This window comes from Rheinheimera baltica DSM 14885 (assembly GCF_000425345.1).
Classification (GTDB): Bacteria; Pseudomonadota; Gammaproteobacteria; order Enterobacterales; family Alteromonadaceae; genus Alishewanella; species Alishewanella baltica.
Genome location: NZ_AUDG01000046.1, coordinates 1 through 24,326, shown reverse-complemented (window position 1 = coordinate 24,326; position 24,326 = coordinate 1). Strand labels below are relative to the sequence as shown.

Below are 24,326 nucleotides of genomic sequence, written 5' to 3'. Positions count from 1 at the left end.
GTTATGCTATAACTGTTCAATGATCAAGTTTTATTATGGAATATAGTTAATGAAGACATTGCGGCCAGGAGAAATTGCACAGTATTGCGATGTGCATCAGCGGACGGTGAGTCGTTGGATTGCCCAAGGGCAGTTAAAAGGACATAAGTTGCCAGGAAGAGGAAATTACCGGGTATTGCTGAACGATTTTATTCTATTTCTGCAACAACAAAATATGCCCATTTCCGATGACTTTATCAAAGCCAACCGTGAGGAAGCAGACCAAGAAATAAGCACCAAACGAATATTAATTATTGATGACGAACCTGAAATTAGAAACGCAATCAAACGTGTTTTGCTGCCTTGTGGCCACGATATAATTTTTACTGCTGATGGATTTCAGGCCGGCGTTAAAATTCTGTCAACCAAGCCAGATTTAGTCACACTGGATTTATCTATGCCCGGACTTGATGGCTACGAGGTGCTACAGTTTATCCGCCAGCAACCTGAAACCACAAATATAAAAATTGTGGTGATTTCGGGCTTGTCAGACGTTGGCCTTACTAAAGCACTGAGTTTGGGGGCCGACGTGGCATTGTCTAAGCCGTTCGATAACACCCACTTACGTGATGTTGTCAATAAACTATTAACTTAAGTGGTATTGATATGCCAAATAAACTCTTAATAGTTGATGATGAGCCTGCCATTTTGCGGTCATTAGCTCGCGTGTTTGCCCGGGAAGGGTACAATGTTTTTACGGCAGAGAGTGGCAATGCTGCGCTTGCAATTATGCAATTGGAAGCCTGCCAGGTGGTGATTTCAGATTTCAGGATGCCGATAATGGATGGCGCCGCGCTGTTAGCTGAAATTAAGATATTATACCCAGCTAGCCTTTGCATCGTGCTCAGTGGATTCGCTGATTTTAATGCGGTACTGGCCTTACTTAATTCAGGTTCTGCATTTCGTTTCTTACAAAAACCGTGGGATGAAACCACCTTGCTCGTTGAGGTCGCTGAGGCTTTTCGAACTTATGATGAAACACGCGACGAAAAAATAATCACGCAGCTAATGGCCAGCAGTGCCGATGGTTTAGTTGAGGTATTTGCTGGGGGGCAATTGGGGCGGGTAAATGGTATCGCAAAGAACTTACTTAAATTAAATGATGTAAACCATTCAACCTTTGTTGAGCTTTTTTCACCAGTCTCAGACGACGGGGTGGCTCATCTTCTTGACAGCCCAACAGGGCATGCAGTTTTAAAGACTGTTGCTGGTAGAGAAATTGAAGCCTTTGTCAAAATTGTGTACGAACATTCGAGGGTGTTGCAAGTGCTGTTGGTTGATGATGCTGAACCGGTATTTTCAAGCCATCTAAATTTACCTGCTGTTTTGGATCAAAAATCAATTCTGCGCTCTGCTGATGTCCACCTCCAAGCTGGAACGCCGTTTGCTATGGTAGCGATACAGCTTAAAAACTATGGGTTTTGGTCTGAGATGGTAGGGTTCTCGGAAGCGGAAGCTTTATTTGAGGACATTTCAGCCGTTTTGCTAAAACAAGCCAGCAAAATTTCAGCATTAATGGGGTATTTGGCGAACGAGCAATTTGTTTTGCTGCTGGACAATATTTCCGCTGAGCTGGATGTGCATGCAAAACTTGCTGCGTTAATAGAGCCATTTGGTCCGCTAAATTATACTAAAAGTGCTGTCCGGGTGGAATTCGTTATAACGTATTGTATGGCACCTGAAGATGGTCAATCAGGTCGTCAACTTTTAAATAACGTATTAATTTCAAACAGATTGCACGCAAATGGGCAGGCTAACTTTTTTATGCGTTATGACGCCTCGATGATTGAACGTAAAAGAAGCCAGTTGCTTATAAGTGAAGCCTTGTTTTACGCCATTGATAATGAGCAGCTTTTTTTGCATTACCAACCAAAATTTGATCTTAAACAGCGAAAAATATGCAGTTGTGAAGTGTTATTACGTTGGCAGCATCCCTCTTTGGGTTTTGTATCTCCTGCGGTTTTTATTCCAATAGCTGAACAAGAGGGGCAAATTGTTGAGTTGGGTTATTGGGTGCTTCAGCGTGCTTGTATGGCCATTTCGAATTGGAGCAAGCAAGGGGTTCAACTGGATAAAGTTGCGATTAACATATCCGGCAAACAATTGGCGCAAGACGATTTTATTCCTCGTGTGGAGACATTATTAGCCGGGTTTGATATTGATACCTCGCTGCTTGAGTTTGAATTGACGGAAACGTGGTTAATTGAAAATCTTGAGCAGAGCATTGAAAAACTTAGCAGGTTAAAAAAAGCCGGAGTCAGTATTGCTATAGATGATTTTGGTACTGGCTATTCATCATTGTCATATCTATCCAAACTACCAATTGATGTTATTAAGATTGACCGGTCTTTAATTATTGACATTGCTCAAAATCTCAATACGCAAAGTATGGTTGCCAACATAACACGTATGGCGCACGACATGAGCATGCAGGTCGTTGTCGAAGGGGTTGAGACGTTGGAGCAACTTAAAATGTTGGAGCAACTTAACTGCGATGTTATTCAAGGTTTTTTGATTGCCAAGCCGCAATCTGAGCAAAGCTTTATAAATTTTGTTGGTATTGCAGGGGCTGGGCTTGCTTCTCTGATGGGAGACCAATAACTATGCTAAATATTTTGTTTATTGACGATGACAGCTTTATGCTCAAGGCGCTACAGCGCACGGCGCGTCGGTTAAAGCCTGATTGTCAGTTTTTTCTCTGTGAGCAAGCAACATTTTGGCAGTCAGCGCTACCCGAAGGCGTTGTGCCTGATGCAGTATTTTGTGATTTTTTAATGCCACAAAAAAATGGTGATAAAATTCTCGAAGAAATTGAGATCGTTTATCCTTCTACAGTGCGAATCCTTTTAACCGGTGACACAGCTGAAGATGTTGTTAGTCGGACGACTGAGGTTGCGCATTTTGTTTTGAGTAAGCCGTTTTCTGAAGATGATCTAAATCATGTGTTTAATTGTTTAGAACGATTAAATGCACTTAACTTTAGTCCGGAACTAAGGGAGAAATTAGGTCGAGCTCAGTATTTTTTTGCATTGCCTGAATCTGTCAGCAAGCTAAGATCGTTATTTTCACAGACCGATGTTGATGTCTCTGACGTTGCAGAACTTATTAGCCATGAAACCTTGATTGCGGCAAAGCTAATTCAGTTAGCAAACTCGGCATTTTTAGGCTATGCGCGACAAACAGCTTCGCTTGTTGAGGCAATAAAGCGTTTAGGTTTACGACTTACTGAAGCAATTATTGTTGCTATGTCGATAGAGCAACTAGCGTCTTCTAAAGTGCCAGCAGCTTCGCATAAACGATTTAGTGCCTGGGCGTTTAGTTATGCTAATGCCTGTCGGCAAAACAGTAAATTGCTTGGTTTTAATATGGAAATGCAAGATTTCATCTCTGTGGCAGCACTGTTTACTGGGGTAGGGCATTTAACATTGGCAGCAGAAAAAGCCAGTTATAGCCCACAACCGATTAATTTGGATGAAGGGCTTAGGGTCGATGATGCCACGTTAGTGACAGCATATTTATTGACTTTGTGGGGGTTTTCGGCCGAGTTATGCCAACTCGTCTTACTTCAAGATAAACCCGATTTTACAGTGACAGGCCTTGATATTAAAACGCTTTGTTTGGTTATGTTTGTGGTTAAATTTAAACTGTCGGGTCAATTAAATACGGAGAATGAACAAAGATTACAAGCTCAGATTAACGACCCTTCAATTAAAAAATGGTTAACTCACACTCTTTAGCTTCACTCTTCTGTACAGATGCGCTGCATTGGCAAAACAACAGATGGTAAGCGTTGTAGTGTTGAGTTAACACTGTAATATCATAGACTAGCGGTCGCGGCTGCTAGAAAAACGGTTAATAATAGAGCGGACATGGGCAACGGTTCCAGCCAGTTGTTTACTTGCATCAAGTGCTGAATTTGCTGAGGTATGCGTGGCAGAGGTGCTATCGGCAATTTCGACAATTTGTTGATTAATATGTTCCGCAACCGTGCCTTGTTGCTCAACTGCGGCAGACATTTGCTCTGTCAGGCTGGTTATAGTGCGCACAGAGTCCCGAATATTAGCCAGTGCATCACGGGTATGTTCCACTGTTGTCACACCATGTTTCGCAGCTTGTTCACCTTTTTCTGATACGCCTACTGCACTCATAGCACGTGCTGTGAGTACCTCAACAATTTTATGTATTTTGTCGGTTGATTCCCGCGTTTTCGACGCTAATGAACGGACTTCGTCGGCAACAACACTAAAACCACGGCCTTGTTCTCCGGCTCTGGCCGCTTCTATAGCCGCATTAAGTGCCAGCAAGTTTGTTTGATCTGCAATGGTTGAAATCAGATTGGCGGCTTGACCAATTTCGCTAGTCGACTCTGCCAGTTCCCGCACAGTATTAGCAATACTGGCCACTGAATCGCTTAATGCATCAATCGCGGTTTTGGCGTCATTAGCCAGTGTAGCACCTTCGGTTACACTGCTAAGTGCGTCCCGTGCGCTGCCCGCATTGGTTTGTACATTGCCCGCTACTTCTTGAATAGCCGCCGACATCTGTGTGATAGCTGACGCAATTTGCTGCGTTGCATGGCTTTGCTGGGCTACAGCTGCCGACGTTGATTCAGATTCCATTTGTGTATTTTTCACAATAGTGTCAAGCACCGCTGCGGCATCTGCAATTCGGGTTAAAGCGGTTCGATTTCTGGCAATTTCACAAGCAAGCGCCAATTTAGCTTGTGCTTTAGCGCCAGCGTTACCAAAATAGGTCTCTGCTACAACACTATTGGTATAAGATTCTGGGCTAATGGTGAAGATATCGCTGAACTGTTGTTGTTGGGTATAAGCTAACCAAAGCGCCGAAAGTGCTGTGGTACTTAATGCAATAATGCCAGCGGTGGTATCATACAAAGTAAAAAAAACCGCAGAGGCGATAATACCCGGTACAAGTACCGATGACACAGATTGCAGGCCATGCGCTGTTCGACTGATTATTGATAAGTTAGACTTGCCGTCGCGGATACGCGCATAGGCTTTTTCAGCGCGGTCTTTTTCTTCTGCACTGGCGCAGACACGAACTGACTCAAATCCTACAACGCTTTTACCTTCAAACACGGGGGTTACAAAAGCGCTAACCCAATAGTGATCTCCATCTTTACGTCGGTTTTTTACCAATCCCATCCAAACACGGCCGGCTGAAATGGTCTGCCACATTTCTTTAAATACTGCCGCTGGCATATCGGGGTGGCGAATCATATTGTGCGGCTTGCCAATCAGCTCATCTTTATTGAAGCCACTGACATCAATAAAAGCCTGATTGCAGTAAGTGATATTGCCCTTTGCATCGGTCCCGGAAATCAACCGTGCTGTTGCTGCAAAGCTGTATTCTCTGTTAGTGACAGGTTGGTTGTTTCTCATAAGTGTCCTGTATAAGTCGAAAAATATATTAAAAACATACTTTTATAAAAAGTAGTATAGCTGATTAAATTAAGGCTGCTATTGAACTTTCGTCAAGTTAACCGTCTTTTAGGGTGAGTATTAGCAGGCAACACTTAAAGCGTCAGCGTCGAACTAAACGCGGCTTTATTAACCTGAAAGTTGTTTTGGTACTGCGACAGATCAAAGTTGAACCAATCCAACCAAACTACAATGCAACAACTTTCGTTCATTCAGGTTACTTTGTTATGCAATGCGATCCCGCGCTAATCCGTAAATACAATATTAATGGCCCACGCTACACCTCGTACCCAACCGCATTAGCAATGCAGCATAATTTCGACCCGTGCCATGTACAGCGGGCTATTGCATTGTGCTCAGATGACCTGAGCCTTTATTTGCACATCCCATTTTGCCAGCAACTTTGTTATTACTGCGGCTGCAATAAAATCGTTACTCGTCACCAGCATAAAGCCGATATCTATTTACAAGCACTCGAGCAAGAGATGCTTTGTTATGCCGCGCGTATTGCAGGTAAGCATATTAAACAGGTGCATTTAGGTGGTGGTACGCCAACCTTTCTAACTGAGCTGCAATTAACCCGGCTTATTGTGTTGATCCATAAACATTTTACCCTCAACGCCGATGCTGAATTAAGCATAGAAATAGATCCCCGTAGCTGCAGTGATGACAAGCTGCGCTTTTTGCACAAATTAGGTTTTAACCGAGTGAGTTTTGGTGTGCAGGACTTGGATGAAAAAGTGCAAATTGCGATAAACCGGGTGCAAGATACCGATTTAATACGCCGGCAAATGTTACTGTGTCGTGAAATTGGTTTTGCATCAGTTAATTTGGATTTAATCTATGGCTTACCGTTTCAGCACCCTGATAGCTTTGCCCAAACACTGGATACTATTATTCAGTTGAACCCTGATCGCATTTCACTCTTTAGTTATGCCCATCTGCCTGAGCGCTTTGCGGCACAACGAAAAATCCCTGATGCCAGTTTGCCGGATGCGGAAACTAAGCTGCAGTTGCAAACTATGGGTATTGAGGCTTTTGGCAAAGCGGGATATCAGTTTATTGGTATGGACCACTTCGCAAAGCCTGACGATGCCTTAGCAAAAGCACAGCAAAATGGCACGTTACAGCGTAATTTCCAAGGGTACACAACGGCAGGCCAAGATACGCTAATCGGGCTTGGTGTCTCAAGTATTAGCCAGGTAAGTGGTGTACTGTGGCAAAATGTTAAAACCTTACCAGAGTATTACCAGATGGTAGCGCAACTGCAGTTACCAATCGAGCGTGGTTTTTGTTTGAATGATGACGATAAAATTCGGGCAGCGTTGATTAGTCAGCTGATTTGTCACTTTAAACTTGATACGTCAGCATTTTGCCAGCAGTGGAGTATTACCGCCTTTTGGCACTATTTTGCCGATGCATTAACCCTATTGCAGCCGTTTATGGAGGATGGATTGGTCGAGATATACGCAGAGCGGATAAAGGTCACAGGTAGCGGCCGGCTTTGGGTTCGTAGTATTTGTGCTTGCTTTGATGCGTACTTAAACCAAGGCCAGCAACGATACTCTAAAGTCGTATAATTTTAGCTGCGCAGGTGTCTGCAATGCTGAGCCGGTACAGCACATCTAGCGCATCGCTACTGGCCGCAAAGGCGCTGCTAAGCCGAGCTGTACCGGTTCGGAGGTGGTGTTCGGCTTGTTGGCGCAGTGAGGAGCTTAATGGTGGAGGTGTTGTTTGGTCAGTCATGCAAGTCTGTGCTAACAAAAAGTCGTACTGCAGTATAGGCTTAATCGTCGGCACAGGACACTGAAATTGCCTGTGGCTGCGTCTGATAAAACGTCACCGCAATCATTTTGCCGTTATTGCTGGTTACTGCCATTTGCCAGCCTTGATGCTCACAAAGCCGTTTAACAATAGATAATCCAAAACCAACGCCAGTAATTTAGCGCTAGGAAGCGTAGTTCTAGCTGGAATGTCGTTGTAAATTCCACCATTTTAAGTAACAATGCGAATAATTTGTATTTCCATGTTGGAGCGATGTGCATGATGTCACTTTGGGACACTGCCGGTGGCCAGACGGTAACGGTTACAACGCTGGATGCAGGCTTGGATCAGGCTGTTAGCAGCAGGCTACGTGAAATGGGGCTGGATAATGGTTTGCCTGTATTGTGTTTGCGCCGAGGCCCTTTCAATGGGGCATTGGTGGTTGCAATAGCCGATTGTGTGTATTCGCTAGAGCAAAAAGTTGCCAGTAAAATTCGGGTTAAACCCCTGTAGTAGCTACTGTTTAGTCAGTAATGATGTGCCGGCGTTTACACCGGTAAGCCTTGTCATTTCGCAGGTTTTTTATGAAGCGTATTATATTGGTCGGAAAACCCAACTCCGGCAAAAGTTTGTTGTTTAATCAGTTAACAGGCTTACGCCAAAAAGTGGCTAATTTCCCTGGGGTTACGGTAGAACTTAAATCAGGCCGGTTTGACCAATATCAGTTAGTCGATTTCCCCGGTGCATATTCAATGAGTACGCTCACGCGTGATGAAGATATCGCGGTAGAAAAAATCAATCAGGCATTATTGGATCAGGACACGTCGCTGATTATTTGTAACCTTGACGCCACCCGGCTGCAAAGTAGCCTGATGTTTGGCATGCAAATGCAAGCATTAGCGCATCAGTATGGTAAGGCACTGGTATTTGCCCTGAATATGATTGATGAGGTTACGCGCTTTGGTCATCAAATAGACGTAGCGGGGCTAAGTCGTGATTTAGGTGCACCGGTATTTGCATTGTCAGCCAAGACATTAGATGGCATAGCCGAATTTAAAACGGCAGTAATACAATTGGCCGCTGAGGCTGATAGCAGCAATTTAAACACTGTCGCGCTTCCACCGTTGGATTACAGCGTGCAGGTAAAGCAAAGCCGCTTGCTGGCAACGCAATATGGTATGCCGTCTTCTGTTGTGTTGAAAAAGCAAAATGCTATTGATGCTTTTATGCTAAATAATGTCAGCGGAGGCATCGCATTCTTATTAGTGATGTTTTTGTTATTTCAAAGTATTTTTACTTTTGCTACACCGCTGATGGATGCCGTAGAAAATGCTATTGGTGTCAGCGCAAGCTTTATTACCGATTTAACCGGCCCGGGTATGCTGGCTGATTTTCTTAATGATGCCTTGTTTGGTGGTTTGGGATCCTTTTTAGTATTTGTGCCACAAATAATGGTGTTAACGTTAATTATCGGCGTGTTGGAAGACAGTGGTTATCTTGCGCGGGCGGCGTTAATTTGCCATCGGCCGCTTAGCTATTTTGGCTTGTCCGGCCGCAGTTTTATTCCGTATTTATCAGCACATGCCTGTGCTATTCCGGCTATTTTAGCGGCGCGTACTATTGAATCACCCCGAAAGCGCCTTATTACTATGTTAACTGTGCCGCTAATGTCATGCTCAGCGCGTTTACCGGTATATGCATTGCTGGTAGCGGTGTTAATCCCTGATACCCGTTATTTGGGCGGCATCGTTAACTTGCAGGGCGTAGCCTTCTTTGGCTTGTATCTGTTTGGTATCGTTACGGCATTGCTTGTTAGCCTGTTGCTGTCTCGCTCGGCAGTGACGGATAATGAAAAATCCGATATGCCCTTTATTCTTGAGCTGCCAAGTTATCGGTTTCCCCACTGGAAACCGCTAATACACCGCGTACTTAGCAGTGCCAAACAGTTTATTTATCGCGCTGGCCCGGTTATTTTTGCGGTATCGCTTGGGATCTGGCTGCTAGGGTATTTCCCTACCTCCGCCGGCGGTTTAGAAGACTCTTATCTTGGTGTCATTGGCCAGTGGATTGAGCCTATATTCGAACCACTGGGGCTAGACTGGCGCTATGGCGTAGCTATTTTAATGTCGTTTTTAGCGCGTGAAGTGTTTGTTGGCGCACTGGGCACCTTATTTGGTATTGATGGTGCTGATGAAAATATTGCCGGGCTGGCTGCCAATATTCAGGCTGATGGGCTCACTTTTGGCGCAGGTATGGGTATTTTGCTGTTTTATGTGGTGGCGCTGCAATGTGTTGCGACCGTTGCCACGTTAAAAGCGGAAACCGGCAGTGCCCGATTGGTTGGTGCATTGGTATTTGGCTATGGCATGCTGGCATACCTGCTTGCCATGCTTTGTGCACAGTTTTTATAATATCAAACAACGACATATGGGGCATTAAATACCCCATATGTCGTTGTCAAAGCCTCTAGCGTAGACGCGAAAATGCAGGTGGTCTGCGCGTGCTTGGTAAGGACTTTCCTTAACCGAGTATTGTCTCACCTGGCCAATATGAGTGTATTGATCAGACTATTATTTAGTTTGAATGAGCGTTTTAAGCCCTTGCTTGCCGGTTTCATTATTGGTTACCTGCTCCAGCCTTAAAATAGTCAGGCCGGAATAATGGCTATTTTGCAAGGCCTGTTGCATGTTGTCCCAGCCACTGACATGCTCGACCCCTGCCGAGAGGGCGTTTTCACCTTTTATTGTTACCTGTTGTCGCTTGGCTTCTTCACCCAGCCAGCGAACCAGAGTTTTTGCCATTGAATAGCTAGGGGGCATTGGGCTATCTTGCATTTCTAGTGCGGTAAAATGCAAAATGACTTGGCGTTGTTTATGGCCAGGTTGGCTAGATCCGGCTTGTTTGGAATTAAGCTGTTTGGCAACGGCTACCATGTGGATATAGCCGTATCCATTGCCTTCATGGTAAGGCCAATCGCTGTGCAGTAAACCCGCGGCCAACTCTGCACTGCGGGCGCTGTAGTCATCAATGGCCATTTTCCAGTGTATACCCGGAATTTTATAGCCCAGTGGAACCGCATTAAAAGTGTCAGCTAGCGCCGCGTCTGCCGCTTCCAGCATACGGTTACCATGTGCTATCAGTGACAAATGATACCAATCGATAAAATCTTTGCCATATTGCGAGTGTCGATGTTGGCCGCTGTTAATAAACTGATTACCGTCTAAAGGTGGAATAACCTCTTTAAAATCAGTGTGCTGCGTATTCCATGACGCATTAAGTTTAACTATGTCACCGTATTTGCTTTGCATAGCCTGGCGAAAGTCTTGTACGGCAAGAGTTGAATATGCCTGAAAGCTGCCGCGAGTTGGATAAGCAGATTTACCGTCATCATGGCTGTTGTACGAAGGGTAGCGCAATTCCCCAGCCGGGCCCATAGAGATATTAATCTCAGCTAAGCGGTTAGATAAATGCTGAAAGTGTTGGCTGAACGCCTGTATAAATTCACTATACTGTTGAATAACAACATGATCTGCCCATAAGGACACGGTTTCGGCGGAATAATTGCCATATTCGCTTTTGTACTGCAAGTCGGTTTGTGTGATGCCTTTGTTGATGTAGTGTTGCCAAATCCAACCTGGAAGGGGGATGTTGCAATTATCCCCTACATTTCCACCACATTGATGAAAAGACATAATCGGGACGATGTTTAAACCCGCTGCACTGATGTCGGCAAAGATGTCATCATAATAGCGCCAATCAAATACCTGATCGGCCTCTGCCTCTACCATGCCCCACCAAACGTCAACTGAAACACCACCCACGCCAAGGCGTTTGGCTTCAGCCAGCTGCAGCCGAAATGACGGCCTGTCCTCTACTAGTAGGGGGGCCATCACATGAATGCTGACGTTGGCTTGTGCACTGCTGCAAAACAACATAATTAACAACGTTTGGAAAAAATTCATCACAAGCTAAAGTAAACAATTGATGCGTTACTTTACGTTATATAGCGGCGGGACTCTTGTTCAAATGCGACGTATTATTGGCGGCGATGACGCTGGCGAAAACGCGCCACGCTATGCTCAAATTGCAGCTGTTTGATGGCCTAACCAGCCAGTGGCGCCAGTTTAGTCTGAATAAAGATAGCGGTTGCAGTGTTTGTAGCACCGGCTAAGGCTTTTCACCTACGGTGAAACTTGCGTTAGAATCGAATATGAACAAACAACGGAAACAAACACAAACAGATGTCTGAGCTTATGCAGCAACAACCCGTACAACAAAAAATCGGCAATATCGCGCTGTTGGTAGCCGATTACGACGACGCTATCGCGTTTTATACCAGCAAGCTGCCGTGGGCAACCAAAGCGGCGGCAGGGTATTCTTGTTTTTGCATACCAACGATTTTTGGCGCGACTATCACGCCATGCAGGCCAAAGGCGTTAAGTTTAACGAACAGCCCAGAGAAGAAAGCTACGGCACTGTGGCAGTGTTTGAGGATTTATACGGCAATAAGTGGGATTTGCTGCAATTGCATCCGAATTAGATCCGTATCTGGCAGAGGAGAGTACATGACAGCGCATCAGCAGCAAATGCAGGGTTTTGCCAAATATAATCGTGAGTTTAACGCCCGATTATATAAGCTGGCGGCCACTTTAACTGAAGACGAGCGCAAAAAAGATCTCGGCGCGTTCTTTGGCTCTGTGCACGCAACGCTAAATCATATTTTGCTGGCCGACCGCATCTGGCTGGGCCGCTTTGCTACTGCCTTTCCCACTATGGCAGCATTACAGCGTGCCGATTTAGTGCAGCAGTTTAGTTCGCTGCGTGATGAGCTGTATGCCAATTTTACCGAGCTTAGCGAGCAACGAGTGGCGACCGATGATGTCATTACCCGCTTTACTGATGAGTTAACCGCCGCACAGCTGGCCGGCACTATGCGCTACAGCAATTCCCAGGGCCAGCAGCGCCAGCACCCTACCTGGGTAGCCGTAGCTCATATGTTTAACCACCAAACCCATCACCGCGGCCAGCTTAGCACGCTATTGCACCAGCTCGGCCATGATGTTGGCGTGACGGATTTTGTTGCTTATGTAACATAAATGACTGCAAACATAATTATGTTGTGGTTGAAATTATCACGCCAATACTGAATTAACACTTCGCCGGGAATCATACGTGGGTTCATTATTTCAATTAGTTTTCGCAGCACTAGGCTACGTTTTTCTGGCGACTATTGCAGGCTTTGTGCTGCTGTTGCTAGCTAAAGTGCTGAGCTTTTTTTTCAGCAAAAGTAAGGTCTCGGTTGAGTCTTTTTTTTGGTTTCCAATTAAGCTGGGTCCATATTTTCTATTGGCAATCTTTGCGAATATTATAATTTGTGAGCTGGTTAGGGATGTCGATCCGCCGCTAACAGATTACTGGTCACTGCCTGTGAATAAAAAACTGACTCTGGGAGCGATAGATGTAACCGATAAGTGGTATTTGTGGCCAGGTAGAGAGGGTGGTGAGGCAATAGTCAGTGACATTGTGTTGGTAGGCATAAGTGATAAGGCGGTCTACGGTGCTACAGAGTCGGGTAGATATTTCATCTACCCGCTAAACGCCGGGCAGAAATTGAATAACCTTTCTGAAGATGAATTTGAGTCAAAAATCATTAAGATAGAAGGTGCAGTCCCTGCACTGCAGCACCCGGCGCATTACTATTACGACAAGCGCGATGTTGGCGATTTAATTACTTTACTGCTAATGCTGATTTATCCGCTGTGTCGATTTTATATGCTGTGTAAGGGTTTCCGTGACAGGTTGATGCAGCCAGTTTGAAGCTGCACTTTATAGAGCGCGGAGTTGTTGCCAGAGGCCTAGGAGGGCAAAGCTGCTTTATAATTGTCGGACTTATGTTGCGCTATTGCTGCACATGCTGATGTTGGCTATGCTGGTGCTATTTTCAGCATCTGGCCTATATCAATGAAAACTATCCTATTTTTACTGGCGCTGTGTCTTGTTGCCTGCAGCAGTACAACGGACTCTGTGTTACTTGCTGAGGCCGGGCCTGTTAATGTTGAAAAAATTAAAGTGCTGAATATAGGCAGCTTTCACTTTGGCGCTACCAGTGATGCTAACAGCGTTGATTTTGATGAACATAGCCAGGCTAATCAGCAAGCTGTTAAAGACATCGCAAAGTTGCTTGCCCAATTTAAACCCACCATCGTTTGCCTGGAGTTTCTACCTGAAGATATGGCCCGCATAAATCAGGCCTATCAGGCGTTTTTAGCCAACCCTGTGCGCTTAGATACCCGCTATGGTGAGCTAAGTATGCTGGGCTTTGATATCGCCAGATTAAGTGGCGTAGATAAGGTGTACGGCATCGATCACCATCTGGGCTATAACTACAGCTTGGGAGACTTTATCGAAAACAGCCCCGAGCTGGAAAATTCGGTTGACCGGCAAACCTATCTGCAATTAACCCATCAGCCTTTTTTGCATTACCCCAAATTAGCTGAACGTAATCAGCGCTTTGACCAGCTGTCGTTGCTGGAACAGTTACAATTAACCAATCACCCGCTGATGTTGGATTACATGCTCAATACCAATGCTGATAAGCTGTTTTACGTTGGCATTGATGATGGCTTTGAAGGTGCAGAACAAGCAGCACAGTTTTATCTGCGCAATATGAAAATTTATACCAATTTAAACCGCATTCCGATGACGAAACATGATCGGGTACTGATTTTAATGGGATCTGCCCATACCGCGATGCTTAGAGAGTTTATTCGCCGCAGTCCCAAATTCGACATGGTCAATACGCTGGATTATTTAACAGCAAAGTAGAAAAAAAATGGGGGCAGAGACAATTAAAGATGAGCTATGTTAAATATATGTATTTCGAGCCATTAACTAGCAAACCAACAGCAGGTATCAGGTAATTAGCTATGAAACCAGAAATGTCCGGCGGCTTGGTGCACGAATTACCAGGTGATTTGGCTAAGGCACTAGTTGAAAAAGAACTGGTTAGCAGTTGGGAAGCCTTGTCAGCAATTGGCCGAAATGAATTTATTTGTTGGATTGAAGATGCTAAACAACAGAAGACCAGAATAAAACGCATAGTTCGGGCGACCGAGGATCTTCTGGAAGGCAAAAAGCGACCTTGCTGCTGGGTAGGGTGTATACATCGTACCGACAAGCAGCCTGGTAAATGGCAACAGCAAGTTTTGATAGATAAAAAGAAAAAGTAGCTTCGATATTAATCACGCTGATAGTCGGCGTGCATAAACTGGTGCCAGCTACCGTTTTTTTTCACCCAGTCGGTGACAGACCTGCCATCCATTTTAGTTGCCTCATATCTGGTTCACCTCGATGGGTAGGTAGACATCCGTGCGCCACTCTGCAACAGGTGTGCTTTCCGGATCATCAATATAATGCGCAAACAGCGGGGCGTTGCGCAGTTCTATGCCAGCTTCCAGTGCCATGGCGTAAAGCCAGTCAATCGTATCCAGCAATGCGTCATAATCGCCGACATGGCGCGCGCTCAGGCAAGTGCCCGAGGGTAACTCTGCCCAATGCGTCCCCGGCGGCGCTGCGCCTGCTGTCTGCGCTACAGAGAAAGCGCAGTCGAAGCGAAAGTCTTCGGGCGCCGTGGTGCGCGGATCATCCGGCCATAAACCATGAATGCCGCGCACGTCTTCTGGCGGCATACACTGAGTGACTAACTCGAACAGACGGCCATAACCATTGAATAGGCTTTCATAGGCGCCGGTATTGCGTGTCGCCAGGATTTTCAGTGGCTGCAGCTCAACTATTGTTACCTCAATGCCTGGTACGTCGTCGTCCTGCGCTCGCAGGCCATGCGTAATGCGGGCAACAAATGCGGCCATCTTAGCAGGGTCGGCCCTTAGCTCGCTGGCACTGGCCCCGGCGAAGGCTTTTAGTGAACGCGCAAAGGATTGGCCACTGGCATAGCCGGCGGCCTCTGCAACTTCAACTACCGGTGCACGCTCGTTCTGCAGCGCAACCAGCGCGCGGCCCATTTGCACACGCCGCAGGCTTTCGAACACCGTCTCCCCGGTCATCACCCGCCATACCCGATGAAAATGAAACGGTGAAATTGCCGCCACGGCGGCCAACTCGTCCAGTGTCGGTTGGGCCTGCGCGCCCAACGACTCAATATAGGCCAGCACTTTCTCCACCCGCGTGGCATAGCGTTCAACCTGAATCACCCGTATCTGCTGCATAATTTTCTCCATTGCTGCTCTAAGTACGATAACACCATATACGAACTTAGGGCCAACCCGCGTACCCGATCTTGCTAAGTTGCTGTGGTGGTGGCGCGCTTTGCCAGAGATTTTGGTTACGGCCGGGACAATGGCTTTTAGGTTAACTCAACTAAATCTTTTACAGCGTTAAAGCATGGTTCAACCTTAGACTGCACTTATCGGATTGGGATTATTAGGGGCAGGCTAAATTCAAACTACATCTTCGCTTTTCGCTCTTAGCAGACATTACTTAGCCACCGGTATTTCTTTCCAATTTGTGGTGTAAGTCGGCGAAAGCAGTTCATGTTTCATCACCCATTGTTGGGTGGTGTCTTGGCTGGTAACCCCCTTTTCTGTAATTCAAGATTGTTATTTATGCGGGTTTATATGTAATTTAAATGTTTATTTGAGTGGTTTATTGGGTTAAATTTGGTCTTGCCAAATTGTTGGCTAAATCTACTAATTGGTAAGGGAAGACTTTCGATGACTGAAATACTTAAAGATATTTTAATCTCTGCAGGAGATATTGATCGCTACTTTGAACAATCTCCCGTAAATTTATGGCGGGCTAAGAGAACGACGGATAAGGGTTCTTTATTTGGTCTGGTCGAAGAAGACAAAGTGTTATCCAACGGCCAATTAAGGCCTGCAGATATAACTATTTCAGAAAAAGACGGGGTGAAGTGGGTTTCATGCCGGCCATCGCCAAGAGGAATAAGTACTTTTGACAAGCCAAATACATTTAAAGGAAACTCTTGGGAATATTACAAAATTCCCGAAGGTACAACGTTGCCATCCGGTCTTGCAATAGTGAAAGACAAGTTTAACTCCCGTATCTCCGCTACACACTATACGATAGCGCCGGCATACGATATGCCACTATCACTTTTTAGAAGCTTGCTTAATGATCTGGCCACTAACGTGGTGAGGGAAGCGATATGAAATTGGAAATATCCGAACAGTATCTGATGCTGTTAACGTCAGCGCTCAATGACGCTATTAAGTACAACGAAAAGTTTCTGCAAAGCGAAACGATTCGTGATGTGTCTGACTACGAGGAGCATCTGTTGTGCTTGGAAAATTGTCAGGCGTGGCTTGAAGAGGAATACAAAAAGATTGCCAATGACAATCCTCAAATGCTGCCTTATGAGAAAGTCGTGAGATGAGCAGGTTGTTTTGTTGGCTGGCAAAGCGCAAGTAGTGCGCCTTAGTAATTATTGGGGGCAGGCTAAATTCAAACTACAGCTTCGCTATTTGCTCTTAGTAGGCCTCACTTGACCAGCGGTAATTCTTTCCAATTTGTGGTGTAAGCCGGCGAGAGCAGTTCACGTTTCATGCCCCATTGCTGGGTTGTGCCCTGGCTGGCAAACCACAGCGTTTTGCCATGTTTGCTGTTGAGGGTATCCATTAGTTGCATCAGCTTTTGGTCAGATTCTTTTTGTACAATCGGCTCGTCGAAAAGGCCGGGTTGGTGAACCCCCGGGTCGTAAAAGTCGGCTAGCATGACACCTGCCTTAGCGTAGCGGTAGCCGTTAAGCCACAGACTATCAAGTAGCCGCATGGCGCTGGCTAAAAACACCCGGGTGTCGCTGCTGGGGCTTTCCAGCTCACAGCTTTTACTGGCGGAGTAGGGCGCGTCTTTGTCGCTAAATGGGCTGGTGCGCAAAAATACCGTCAGGTATTTTGCCTGTTGTTGCTCCTGGCGCAGCTTTTTGCAGGCCCGGCTAATGTATTCGCTAATGGCCTCACGCATCTGCTGTTTGTCGCTAATACGTTCACCAAAGGCGCGGCTGCTGATAATTTGCTTTTTGGTTGGTGCGACATCTTCCAGTGCAATACATGACTCACCATTAAGTTCGCGCACGGTGCGCTCAACCACCACAGAAAAGTGCTGCCGAATGTAATCAGGGGCCGCATCAGCCAACTGCAGTGCGGTGGTAATACCCAGTTGCTCTAAACGTTTTGTCAGCTTGCCGCCAATGCCCCACACTTCGTTTACCGGCAGCAGGGCCAGTAACTTGCGCTGGCGCTCTTTGCCGGTTAAATCGACCACGCCCCCGGTTTTAGCCCAGGTTTTGGCGGCATGGTTGGCCAGTTTTGCCAGGGTTTTACTTGGCGCTATGCCAACACAAACCGTGATGCCGATATCTTTTTGCACGGTGCGCCTAACGTGCTGGCCAAATTCAGTTAGCCCTTCGCAATAAGCCAGGCCGGTTAAATCTAAAAAGGCTTCATCAATTGAATACACCTCTACCCGTGGTGCCAGGTTTTCCAGCGTGCTCATTACCCGCTGCGACATATCGGCATACAGCGCATAGTTGGATGAAAAGGCCACTATCTGATGCTGTTGCAATAAATCACGCACCTGAAACACCGGCAGGCCCATTTTAATGCCAAGCTTTTTAGCCTCTTTCGAGCGGGCAATAATGCAACCGTCGTTGTTGGATAACACCACAACCGGTTTATCGGCTAAATCGGGCCGGAACAGCTTTTCACAGCTGGCATAAAAGTTATTGCAATCTACCAGGGCAAATACAGATGGGCTCATTTGCGTTTCATTTGCCGGATCACATTAGTTACCACACCAAAAACATTCAGCTCTTCACCATTACATGGGCGTATCGGTTGGTAGGCCGCGTTGCGTGGCAGCAACATCAGTGAAGGGCGGGTACACAGCTCTTTTACGGTAAACTCACCATTAACGGCGGCCACCACGATATCGCCATGCTCGGCGTCAATAGCGCGGTCTACCACTAATACATCGTTATCGTAAATACCGGCGTCAATCATCGAGTCGCCCTCTACCCGGACAAAAAACGTCGCGTTAGGGTGGCGGATACATAGCTCGTTTAAATCCAGCGTACGCTCGACATAATCCTGCGCCGGTGAGGGGAAGCCGGCCTTAATCTTGCTGGCAAATAACGGTATAGCGAGTTTGGCGCTATGGTGCGCATCCCCCAGAAATAGGACAGTCATACAAAACCTCTATATATGTATATTTGTACAGTATATATCAGATTAAGACGATGCCAAGCTGCAATCACTAAAGTTGGATTATTAAGGGCAGAACAAAACTAAACCGCATCTTCACTTTTCGCCAGATCCTCGCTTTTACCTGGGATGTTACGCTGTCAAACAACACGACGATAATTGCGGTACCGCATCGTAACGATAACGGTAATGCATCGGGCGCTGCGTATATTGTTGATTTGAAACGTTAAACATTGCCGCCGCACGTTTTTAACTTGCGCTGCTAGCGTGTTATCAAGCTTATATTCTAAGTTTGGCTTTAGCGACTGCGGCCCGTTTGGCCAGTATAAACCAAAGCCGACCCTTACGTACTAAACGGCCTGGTAACCCGCTGGCAGGTTAAGCCTGGCATACGGTAGCAGGCAACAGCGCGGCTAATCCGGTAAAGCCATAACACAAGATTTTGAGCCTGCAGTTAGTCGTGTTTAGCTCGAGGGTTAGAACTTCCGATAAGTGCCAATTGCGGAAATTCACTGAGATTCGGTTAAATCGTCGCTTTTCACTGAAAGCGGACATTTCTCACAATAACTGAACTGGGGGCTCTCGAAAATTTCGAGACAGCACGGATTACTAAAAGCTAACAATCCGTACACTATTCATTGCGGGCTTCAAGTGAACATCAATTTTTAGGCTATAACGATACGGCTAGAATGAGTAGGCCGCTCAAATAAGAATGTAGTCACTTACTCGGGGCGATATGAAAATCTGACCACAAAACTAGCGCCTTTCAGGTTTTGGCAGGTGACAACTTTCACTTCTCCACCAAGCCATTGGGTAATGCGTTCGACCAATGCCAGGCCTAGGCCGAATCCTGGTTTATTGCCTTCGATTTTTTCGGCTAGTCTGACAAAAGGTTGAAACACTTTGTCCGCGTCTGTGGCAGAAATGCCTGTCCCATCGTCATTGATACAAAGTGTGACGTGGCCGGTTGAACCGGACAGTGTCACTTGCACTTTCTCCCGACAGTGCTTTAAAGCGTTAGTGAGCAGATTGCTCAGCATTAAACTGACATGATGCTCATCTCCCCAAATCCAGTATTGATCTGGCCCGACTATCAGTTCCAGGCGCTGATCATTGGCTTTGGCCATTTGTTGCAGTACCAACGGCTTTAAATCTATCCTTGATTTCGCCGTGCTATCGAGCGAATGTTGCAGACGGGCAAAATTAAGCAACGCGTTGATCAAGGACTCCATATCATCGAGGTTTTGATTGACCCGAACTTCGTATTGGGTTCTTAACTTTGGATCTGTAGTTTCGCAAAGCGTATCCAGCCCCATTCTCACTCTGGCAAGCGGTGTGCGTAATTCATGCGATAACCCCGCGGCCAGCAACTTATTGTCTTGAATCGAGCGTCCAAGCCGTTCTGTCATCTGGTTGAATGCCTGCTCAATTTCTTTGAGATACCAAAAGGAGCCAACGGTTAAGCGGATATCTAACTTGCCGTCGCCAAAAGCAATAGCTGCATTGCGCAGCTTAGCCAGACGGATTAAAAACGGTGCCAAAAAGATCAGCAACAGACCAAGCAAAATGCTGTAAAAGCTAGCCGTCAGTAGCCAGGGATTATCCGCGGCGCCTGTTCCTGACTCGTGGGCTCGGGTCACCAGTAAAACCGTTTGCGCGTCGATCAGCGCATATGCGGTAAGCCCATCCTTTGATTCAAGAAATACCGCTTTATCAACATAAATTTGTGCAATGAATGCCTGAGGTAACGGGTAGTCTTTTAATGGCTGCAGTTCATATTGCACAGCCGAAGGTTGCGAGGCCAATGCAAACCATGTCGATAGTTGCGCTGGAGCAATACCAGATTGGATGGCACTTTTAATCAGCTCAACCTGGCTCAGCAAATGTTGCTGCTCTTGACTGAGCCTGTGTTCGTTTTGTTGTTGCGCTAGGCCATCGAATAGTTGCCCCAGCGCGATACTGCCAACAATCACCACCAACAGCAGGGCAAGCACAAAGCGCCACATTATTGCCAGACCTCTGTTGCTAACAAATATCCTTTGCCCCATATGGTCTTAATTTTGAACGGGTTGCTGGCGTCGTCATGCAGTTTTTTCCGCAGCCGGGAAATTCGCAAATCAATGGTGCGGTCAAAACCATCATATTCAAAACCCCGCAAACGCTGGGTCAGAGACTCGCGACTAACAATTTCACCGGCTTGTTCAGCCAGCAGCCACAGCACATCAAATTCATTGCTCGAGAGGTTGACCGCTTCTCCCTTTAAGTTAACGCTACGAGAAGATTTACAAATCTCCAACATGCCTAAACTCAACGTATTTTGCCCGACAGGTTGCGAATGTCCTGGGCTGGTTCGTCTTAACAATGCTTTTATCCGTGTCTCAAGCACACGCCCACGGACAGGTTTCGTTAGATAGTCGTCAGCACCCATTTCCAATCCGAGAATTTCATCGATTTCTTCATCACGAGCCGTAAGCATAATAATAGGAACAGCTGATCGCCGACGTAACTGTTTGCATACCTCAAGACCATCCATTGATGGCAACATACCATCAAGGATGATGAGATCCGGTAAAGCAAAATTGAACGCATCTAATGCTTGCTGGCCATCATGGTAAATGCTTACCTGATAGTTTTTCGCTAACAGGTAATCTGAAATCCACTCGGCCAGCTCTTTATCGTCTTCTACCAATGCAATTCTGATCATGCCTAAGCTCAAAACATGCGCCAGCGCATCGCTTTACTGTTGTTTTTCTTGTACATCCAAGCATACCTTATCGTTTGACTATGCAATACCTGCCTTTCCGATGTTTGCAACGTTATCACTAAATCCTGTTGCATCGCGAAATCTTGCTGCCATTGCCCTTGTTGCACGCTATGCCAACAGTGTAATTTTTGTGCATTGGCGAACAAGCAATAGTTTTGCAGCGTTGCCTGTTGCCAGGACAGCTGTAAATTCAGGTAGCAGATATCGCCCTGTTTTAACGTGGTGCATTGTTTTGGTGTCACAGTAAAACCCGCTACCGGGCTTTGTTCAGCCGCCACGCCGGAGTGATTCATTAAAGCCAGTGCAATGACCAGGCCTGATAATATGCTTATCTTCATTGGTCACCCTTAAAAAACATAACTAATTGATAAACTGAATGTTCTGCCGTTCTCGCTGCGCTTTTCATCGCCCTGCAGAATAGACTGTGAATAAGGGCTATCGATGATGCTATCGGCATAGCGTGTCATGCTAAAGTTACCCTCAACCAGCCAATTTTCATTAAGCGGCTTTTTAAATCCTGCTTTATAAATTAAGTTAACGCCCCCTTTTGCATCATACGCTGGCACGCCTGCTTGGTTATCGGGTATACCATAGTAGAAATCTAACATGGCAGCGTTTCGATACTGCGCCCCTACCGAGCTGTAAAGGTGCCAGTTGTTAATATTCCAACTTTTACCGAGCCAGGCCGCACCGTACAGCCCATTGCTGTAGTCCATCTTGTTGCTGTTGGTACCATACATCAACATTGTATCAAGCCCGGCAATCGTACCTATGGCCCTTAGCCCCCAATAGGGGCTGGCATCTTTTTTAAAGCTGCTTTGCGCACCTGTGTAGTTTAAGCCACCATGTGCCATCGACAGTAAAACATCAAACTCCCAATTTCCGGTAGTGCCCAGGTTGTAACCCACGGCAAATTGGTTGTCGAACTTGTCCGATCTACCAGGATATTCAATAAATAAACCATTGTTAAAATAATATGCGCCCTTTAACTCAGGCCGTACTTTGAAGTCTACAGACCGATACAACCCCTGACTATTTTGAACAACAATACCGGCTGAAAAAAAGCCGCCGCCATCGCGTTTCTGCTGGAGAAAATCATACCAGGATGTGTCGGATGTTTGCTCATTCGCCAAACTCACTGCGCTACATAGTAAAAGAGGTGTTAGGTAATAGTGTTTCATTTTGCAATTTCTTCTGGTTGTTAGTGTGCGTCTAGCTTATCGAGGCCGTACAAGTTTAGCCGTATCAGGATATAGAAAAATGTATCAATCTGTATCATTAAAACCAAAATTAATCATAGATCTATGAATGGGATACAGGTTGATACAAGCTGACACAGCCGCTTAGAAGCTGATACAACCCGCGATGGTACTACCCGCTAAGGTGAGTGCTTCTTCATCAACACGGGTCATCAACATGAAAGTGAACAATCTTCTGTCTGGCATGATTATTGGCAGTTTAGCGCTGGCAGTTGCCGGCTGTGGTTCAGAGCATAAAACCAACAATAACCTAGTAAAACCTTTTGATTATCAGGCTCTACTCAATACAGCAGCCGAAGGTGAAATACCAGGTGTGGTGCTGTATATAGAGTCACCGCAACTTTATTTTTACGGTGCGGCAGGAATTGCTGATCTCAATGATAAAACACCGATGCTAATAGATGCCCGGATCCCAAATGGCAGTGCTGGCAAAAAACTGACGGCCTTGCTGGCTGCGATGCTGGTGGAGCAGCAAAAGCTCAATTTGGACCAAAGCATTACCAATTACCTGCCTGCTGAAATTACGAACAGAGTTGCCAACGCTTCAAGTATGACCACTAGGCAAATGCTGCAGCACACAGCTGGTTTATTTGATTACTTAAACGATTCCAATGGTGCATTTTATGACGCAGTTATTGCAGAACCAGAGAGCATAAAAACCGATGCATTCGCCCTGCAATTTGCCTTGGATCAGAAAGCCAAATTTGCACCCGCCCAAGGCTGGAGTTATTCAAATACCGGATATATTTTAACGGGACTGGTCTTGGATCAGGTGCTCGGTACACACCACTCTCAAGCCATGCGCATGCAAATTTTCGAGCCTTGGGGCTTGTCTAGTCTGAGTTACGGTGGGCTGGAAAAAAGTTACGGTCCCATCGTGCCAGGTTACTTTCACTCGGGAAATGATGTATTGGACACGCGGCAATATTATCAAAACATCGGTGTTGCCGATGCACCTGTAGTCGGCAACGCCAAAGATATGGCTAACATACTGAAATTTATTGTTGAGGGTAAACAATTCAGCCACAGCATCCATCAGTTATTGATGAGCGAAACAAGCTTTGTCAGTACCGGTCTTGGTACTCTGTCATACAGCTATGGTTTATTTAAAGAAACCATTAATGGCAAACAGGTGATCCATCATGGTGGCCGGGAGCTGGGTTATGCAACTTACAACTTCTACATCCCGGACACAAAAACGACTGTGGCGATGTTGTTCAATTGCAACGGTTATAAAGCCTGCGATGACGCGCATGACGCTTTGTATCAAAAAGTGATCGGTGAACTCACCAAATAACATCAAATGGACGGGGATAAAGAGCGGTAGACAGACCATTGCCTCTATTTATGCTAGCGTAAGACACATTGAATTTGGCAACCTAGTAAAAGGTTGTATGAAATGCTTGGTTCAAAAAACGAATGTCTGCAAATAAGGCAATGCAGAGATTCGTTTTTTCGTGAGAACCAGATCTGAGCGTCCGCTTTTCGCTCAGGCTGTGTGAAAACTGCTGATCACCTTTTGGTCTAAGCAATAGATTTATATGATCAATTGTTCTTGATAAAGCAGTACAGTTAGCTGTCGCTTTACTAAAATTAATAGCATACGAATTAGAACAAAGTGTGCTGATATGACCCACCATATTAAAGGCCAAGGTAGACATCAAGTAACCTTGCTCCCTGAGGCGCTTGATGACTTCGTTACTGAAGATAACCCTGTCCGAGTGGTCGATATCTTTGTTGATGGATTACAGCTTGACTCACTTGGCTTTGAAAGAGTTAGCGCAAAACAAACAGGGCGGCCAGGTTATCACCCGGCTACCAT

General features: G+C 45.9%; 24 protein-coding genes and 2 pseudogenes. 16 read left to right on the top strand and 10 right to left on the bottom strand.

Features of this window, described 5'->3' with window-relative positions; all coding sequences use genetic code 11:
• Positions 1-49: 49 nt before the first annotated feature.
• The 4 genes and pseudogenes from H595_RS0114455 (at position 50) to H595_RS0114445 (ending at position 3,776) form a co-directional block, all read left to right on the top strand.
• On the top strand, positions 50-634 hold the full coding sequence (locus tag H595_RS0114455) for a response regulator (protein ID WP_027671848.1): 585 nt from the start codon (positions 50-52) through the stop codon (positions 632-634).
• An 11-nt stretch (positions 635-645) separates the two neighbouring features.
• Positions 646-975, top strand: a pseudogene (locus tag H595_RS24795) (response regulator); the annotation flags it as partial.
• 72 nt (positions 976-1,047) lie between these two features.
• Positions 1,048-2,640 (top strand): putative bifunctional diguanylate cyclase/phosphodiesterase, encoded by a 1,593-nt coding sequence (locus tag H595_RS23535; protein WP_240474909.1) that lies wholly within the window; start codon positions 1,048-1,050, stop codon positions 2,638-2,640.
• A 2-nt stretch (positions 2,641-2,642) separates the two neighbouring features.
• Complete coding sequence (locus H595_RS0114445; protein ID WP_027671847.1) at positions 2,643-3,776, top strand: HDOD domain-containing protein; 1,134 nt, start codon at positions 2,643-2,645, stop codon at positions 3,774-3,776.
• Positions 3,777-3,863: 87 nt separating this feature from the next.
• On the opposite strand, the gene H595_RS0114440 is transcribed toward H595_RS0114445, so the two are convergent.
• Complete coding sequence (locus tag H595_RS0114440) at positions 3,864-5,441, bottom strand: methyl-accepting chemotaxis protein (RefSeq protein WP_027671846.1); 1,578 nt, start codon at positions 5,439-5,441, stop codon at positions 3,864-3,866.
• 266 nt (positions 5,442-5,707) lie between these two features.
• Between H595_RS0114440 and hemN the strand changes: the two genes are divergently transcribed.
• The 3 genes from hemN (at position 5,708) to feoB (ending at position 9,655) form a co-directional block, all read left to right on the top strand.
• Positions 5,708-7,060 carry an oxygen-independent coproporphyrinogen III oxidase gene (hemN, locus tag H595_RS0114435; protein WP_027671845.1) on the top strand — a complete coding sequence of 451 codons (1,353 nt, stop codon included), beginning with the start codon at positions 5,708-5,710 and terminating at the stop codon, positions 7,058-7,060.
• A gap of 463 nt (positions 7,061-7,523) precedes the next feature.
• Positions 7,524-7,757, top strand: a complete 234-nt coding sequence (locus tag H595_RS0114420) for a FeoA family protein (RefSeq protein WP_205623235.1) — start codon at positions 7,524-7,526, stop codon at positions 7,755-7,757.
• Between the two features lie 71 nt (positions 7,758-7,828).
• On the top strand, positions 7,829-9,655 hold the full coding sequence (gene feoB, locus H595_RS0114415; RefSeq protein ID WP_027671842.1) for a ferrous iron transporter B: 1,827 nt from the start codon (positions 7,829-7,831) through the stop codon (positions 9,653-9,655).
• A gap of 159 nt (positions 9,656-9,814) precedes the next feature.
• On the opposite strand, the gene H595_RS0114410 is transcribed toward feoB, so the two are convergent.
• A complete protein-coding gene (locus H595_RS0114410) occupies positions 9,815-11,134 on the bottom strand; it encodes a family 14 glycosylhydrolase (protein WP_240474908.1) in 1,320 nt (439 codons plus the stop codon).
• 458 nt (positions 11,135-11,592) lie between these two features.
• Between H595_RS0114410 and H595_RS22475 the strand changes: the two genes are divergently transcribed.
• From H595_RS22475 to H595_RS0114380, 5 genes are all read left to right on the top strand, one after another.
• A complete protein-coding gene (locus H595_RS22475) occupies positions 11,593-11,784 on the top strand; it encodes a VOC family protein (protein WP_240474907.1) in 192 nt (63 codons plus the stop codon).
• 25 nt (positions 11,785-11,809) lie between these two features.
• The gene (locus H595_RS0114395; RefSeq protein WP_027671840.1) at positions 11,810-12,340 is read left to right on the top strand and encodes a DinB family protein; all 531 of its coding nucleotides are present in this window, start codon (positions 11,810-11,812) and stop codon (positions 12,338-12,340) included.
• A 76-nt stretch (positions 12,341-12,416) separates the two neighbouring features.
• Positions 12,417-13,061 carry a hypothetical protein gene (locus H595_RS22470; RefSeq protein WP_051219920.1) on the top strand — a complete coding sequence of 215 codons (645 nt, stop codon included), beginning with the start codon at positions 12,417-12,419 and terminating at the stop codon, positions 13,059-13,061.
• 144 nt (positions 13,062-13,205) lie between these two features.
• On the top strand, positions 13,206-14,069 hold the full coding sequence (locus H595_RS0114385) for a DUF5694 domain-containing protein (protein WP_051219923.1): 864 nt from the start codon (positions 13,206-13,208) through the stop codon (positions 14,067-14,069).
• 101 nt (positions 14,070-14,170) lie between these two features.
• Entirely contained in the window at positions 14,171-14,473 is a 303-nt protein-coding gene (locus tag H595_RS0114380; protein ID WP_027671838.1) for a YdeI/OmpD-associated family protein, read from the top strand.
• 102 nt (positions 14,474-14,575) lie between these two features.
• Here H595_RS0114380 and H595_RS0114370 read toward each other — a convergent pair whose 3' ends face one another.
• On the bottom strand, positions 14,576-15,481 hold the full coding sequence (locus H595_RS0114370; RefSeq protein WP_084153606.1) for an AraC family transcriptional regulator: 906 nt from the start codon (positions 15,479-15,481) through the stop codon (positions 14,576-14,578).
• Between the two features lie 255 nt (positions 15,482-15,736).
• Positions 15,737-15,850 carry a DUF4113 domain-containing protein gene (locus H595_RS24790; RefSeq protein ID WP_156885991.1) on the bottom strand — a complete coding sequence of 38 codons (114 nt, stop codon included), beginning with the start codon at positions 15,848-15,850 and terminating at the stop codon, positions 15,737-15,739.
• A gap of 123 nt (positions 15,851-15,973) precedes the next feature.
• Here H595_RS24790 and H595_RS0114365 point away from each other — a divergent pair, with 123 nt between their 5' ends.
• Together H595_RS0114365 and H595_RS0114360 are read left to right on the top strand one after the other, a co-directional pair.
• Positions 15,974-16,432, top strand: a complete 459-nt coding sequence (locus H595_RS0114365; RefSeq protein ID WP_037054910.1) for a Tse2 family ADP-ribosyltransferase toxin — start codon at positions 15,974-15,976, stop codon at positions 16,430-16,432.
• Between the two features lie 2 nt (positions 16,433-16,434).
• Positions 16,435-16,656 carry a hypothetical protein gene (locus H595_RS0114360; RefSeq protein WP_027671835.1) on the top strand — a complete coding sequence of 74 codons (222 nt, stop codon included), beginning with the start codon at positions 16,435-16,437 and terminating at the stop codon, positions 16,654-16,656.
• A gap of 104 nt (positions 16,657-16,760) precedes the next feature.
• Here the strand turns inward: H595_RS0114360 and umuC are convergent, their stop codons facing one another.
• The 6 genes from umuC to H595_RS0114330 form a co-directional block, all read right to left on the bottom strand.
• The gene (umuC, locus tag H595_RS0114355) at positions 16,761-18,038 is read right to left on the bottom strand and encodes a translesion error-prone DNA polymerase V subunit UmuC (protein ID WP_027671834.1); all 1,278 of its coding nucleotides are present in this window, start codon (positions 18,036-18,038) and stop codon (positions 16,761-16,763) included.
• Positions 18,035-18,466 carry a translesion error-prone DNA polymerase V autoproteolytic subunit gene (gene umuD / locus H595_RS0114350; RefSeq protein WP_027671833.1) on the bottom strand — a complete coding sequence of 144 codons (432 nt, stop codon included), beginning with the start codon at positions 18,464-18,466 and terminating at the stop codon, positions 18,035-18,037. The genes umuC and umuD overlap by 4 nt, the downstream gene beginning before the upstream one ends.
• 737 nt (positions 18,467-19,203) lie before the next feature.
• On the bottom strand, positions 19,204-20,487 hold the full coding sequence (locus H595_RS0114345; RefSeq protein WP_027671832.1) for a sensor histidine kinase: 1,284 nt from the start codon (positions 20,485-20,487) through the stop codon (positions 19,204-19,206).
• Entirely contained in the window at positions 20,487-21,185 is a 699-nt protein-coding gene (locus tag H595_RS0114340) for a response regulator (RefSeq protein WP_037054917.1), read from the bottom strand. The genes H595_RS0114345 and H595_RS0114340 overlap by 1 nt, the downstream gene beginning before the upstream one ends.
• 8 nt (positions 21,186-21,193) lie before the next feature.
• On the bottom strand, positions 21,194-21,583 hold the full coding sequence (locus H595_RS0114335) for a DUF3019 domain-containing protein (protein ID WP_027671830.1): 390 nt from the start codon (positions 21,581-21,583) through the stop codon (positions 21,194-21,196).
• 9 nt (positions 21,584-21,592) lie between these two features.
• Positions 21,593-22,426, bottom strand: coding sequence for a MipA/OmpV family protein (locus H595_RS0114330; RefSeq protein ID WP_027671829.1), 834 nt, complete (start codon positions 22,424-22,426; stop codon positions 21,593-21,595).
• A 235-nt stretch (positions 22,427-22,661) separates the two neighbouring features.
• Here H595_RS0114330 and H595_RS0114325 point away from each other — a divergent pair, with 235 nt between their 5' ends.
• On the top strand, positions 22,662-23,801 hold the full coding sequence (locus H595_RS0114325) for a serine hydrolase domain-containing protein (RefSeq protein ID WP_051219917.1): 1,140 nt from the start codon (positions 22,662-22,664) through the stop codon (positions 23,799-23,801).
• 331 nt (positions 23,802-24,132) lie between these two features.
• Positions 24,133-24,326, top strand: a pseudogene (locus H595_RS22465) (IS5/IS1182 family transposase); the annotation flags it as partial.

What these genes read in the sequence shown, in the direction of transcription:
- H595_RS0114445 (WP_027671847.1), top strand. Translation starts at nt 2,643, where the DNA reads ATGCTAAATATTTTGTTTATTGACGATGACAGCTTTATGCTCAAGGCG.
- H595_RS0114365 (WP_037054910.1), top strand. Translation starts at nt 15,974, where the DNA reads ATGACTGAAATACTTAAAGATATTTTAATCTCTGCAGGAGATATTGAT.
- umuD (WP_027671833.1), bottom strand. Translation starts at nt 18,466, where the DNA reads ATGACTGTCCTATTTCTGGGGGATGCGCACCATAGCGCCAAACTCGCT.
- H595_RS0114335 (WP_027671830.1), bottom strand. Translation starts at nt 21,583, where the DNA reads ATGAAGATAAGCATATTATCAGGCCTGGTCATTGCACTGGCTTTAATG.
- hemN (WP_027671845.1), top strand. Translation starts at nt 5,708, where the DNA reads ATGCAATGCGATCCCGCGCTAATCCGTAAATACAATATTAATGGCCCA.
- H595_RS0114440 (WP_027671846.1), bottom strand. Translation starts at nt 5,441, where the DNA reads ATGAGAAACAACCAACCTGTCACTAACAGAGAATACAGCTTTGCAGCA.
- H595_RS0114410 (WP_240474908.1), bottom strand. Translation starts at nt 11,134, where the DNA reads ATGGCCCCCCTACTAGTAGAGGACAGGCCGTCATTTCGGCTGCAGCTG.
- H595_RS0114380 (WP_027671838.1), top strand. Translation starts at nt 14,171, where the DNA reads ATGAAACCAGAAATGTCCGGCGGCTTGGTGCACGAATTACCAGGTGAT.
- umuC (WP_027671834.1), bottom strand. Translation starts at nt 18,038, where the DNA reads ATGAGCCCATCTGTATTTGCCCTGGTAGATTGCAATAACTTTTATGCC.
- H595_RS0114455 (WP_027671848.1), top strand. Translation starts at nt 50, where the DNA reads ATGAAGACATTGCGGCCAGGAGAAATTGCACAGTATTGCGATGTGCAT.
- H595_RS0114395 (WP_027671840.1), top strand. Translation starts at nt 11,810, where the DNA reads ATGACAGCGCATCAGCAGCAAATGCAGGGTTTTGCCAAATATAATCGT.
- H595_RS0114385 (WP_051219923.1), top strand. Translation starts at nt 13,206, where the DNA reads ATGAAAACTATCCTATTTTTACTGGCGCTGTGTCTTGTTGCCTGCAGC.
- H595_RS0114370 (WP_084153606.1), bottom strand. Translation starts at nt 15,481, where the DNA reads ATGGAGAAAATTATGCAGCAGATACGGGTGATTCAGGTTGAACGCTAT.
- H595_RS0114330 (WP_027671829.1), bottom strand. Translation starts at nt 22,426, where the DNA reads ATGAAACACTATTACCTAACACCTCTTTTACTATGTAGCGCAGTGAGT.
- H595_RS0114325 (WP_051219917.1), top strand. Translation starts at nt 22,662, where the DNA reads ATGAAAGTGAACAATCTTCTGTCTGGCATGATTATTGGCAGTTTAGCG.
- H595_RS23535 (WP_240474909.1), top strand. Translation starts at nt 1,048, where the DNA reads ATGGCCAGCAGTGCCGATGGTTTAGTTGAGGTATTTGCTGGGGGGCAA.
- H595_RS0114420 (WP_205623235.1), top strand. Translation starts at nt 7,524, where the DNA reads ATGATGTCACTTTGGGACACTGCCGGTGGCCAGACGGTAACGGTTACA.
- H595_RS0114340 (WP_037054917.1), bottom strand. Translation starts at nt 21,185, where the DNA reads ATGATCAGAATTGCATTGGTAGAAGACGATAAAGAGCTGGCCGAGTGG.
- feoB (WP_027671842.1), top strand. Translation starts at nt 7,829, where the DNA reads ATGAAGCGTATTATATTGGTCGGAAAACCCAACTCCGGCAAAAGTTTG.
- H595_RS0114345 (WP_027671832.1), bottom strand. Translation starts at nt 20,487, where the DNA reads ATGTGGCGCTTTGTGCTTGCCCTGCTGTTGGTGGTGATTGTTGGCAGT.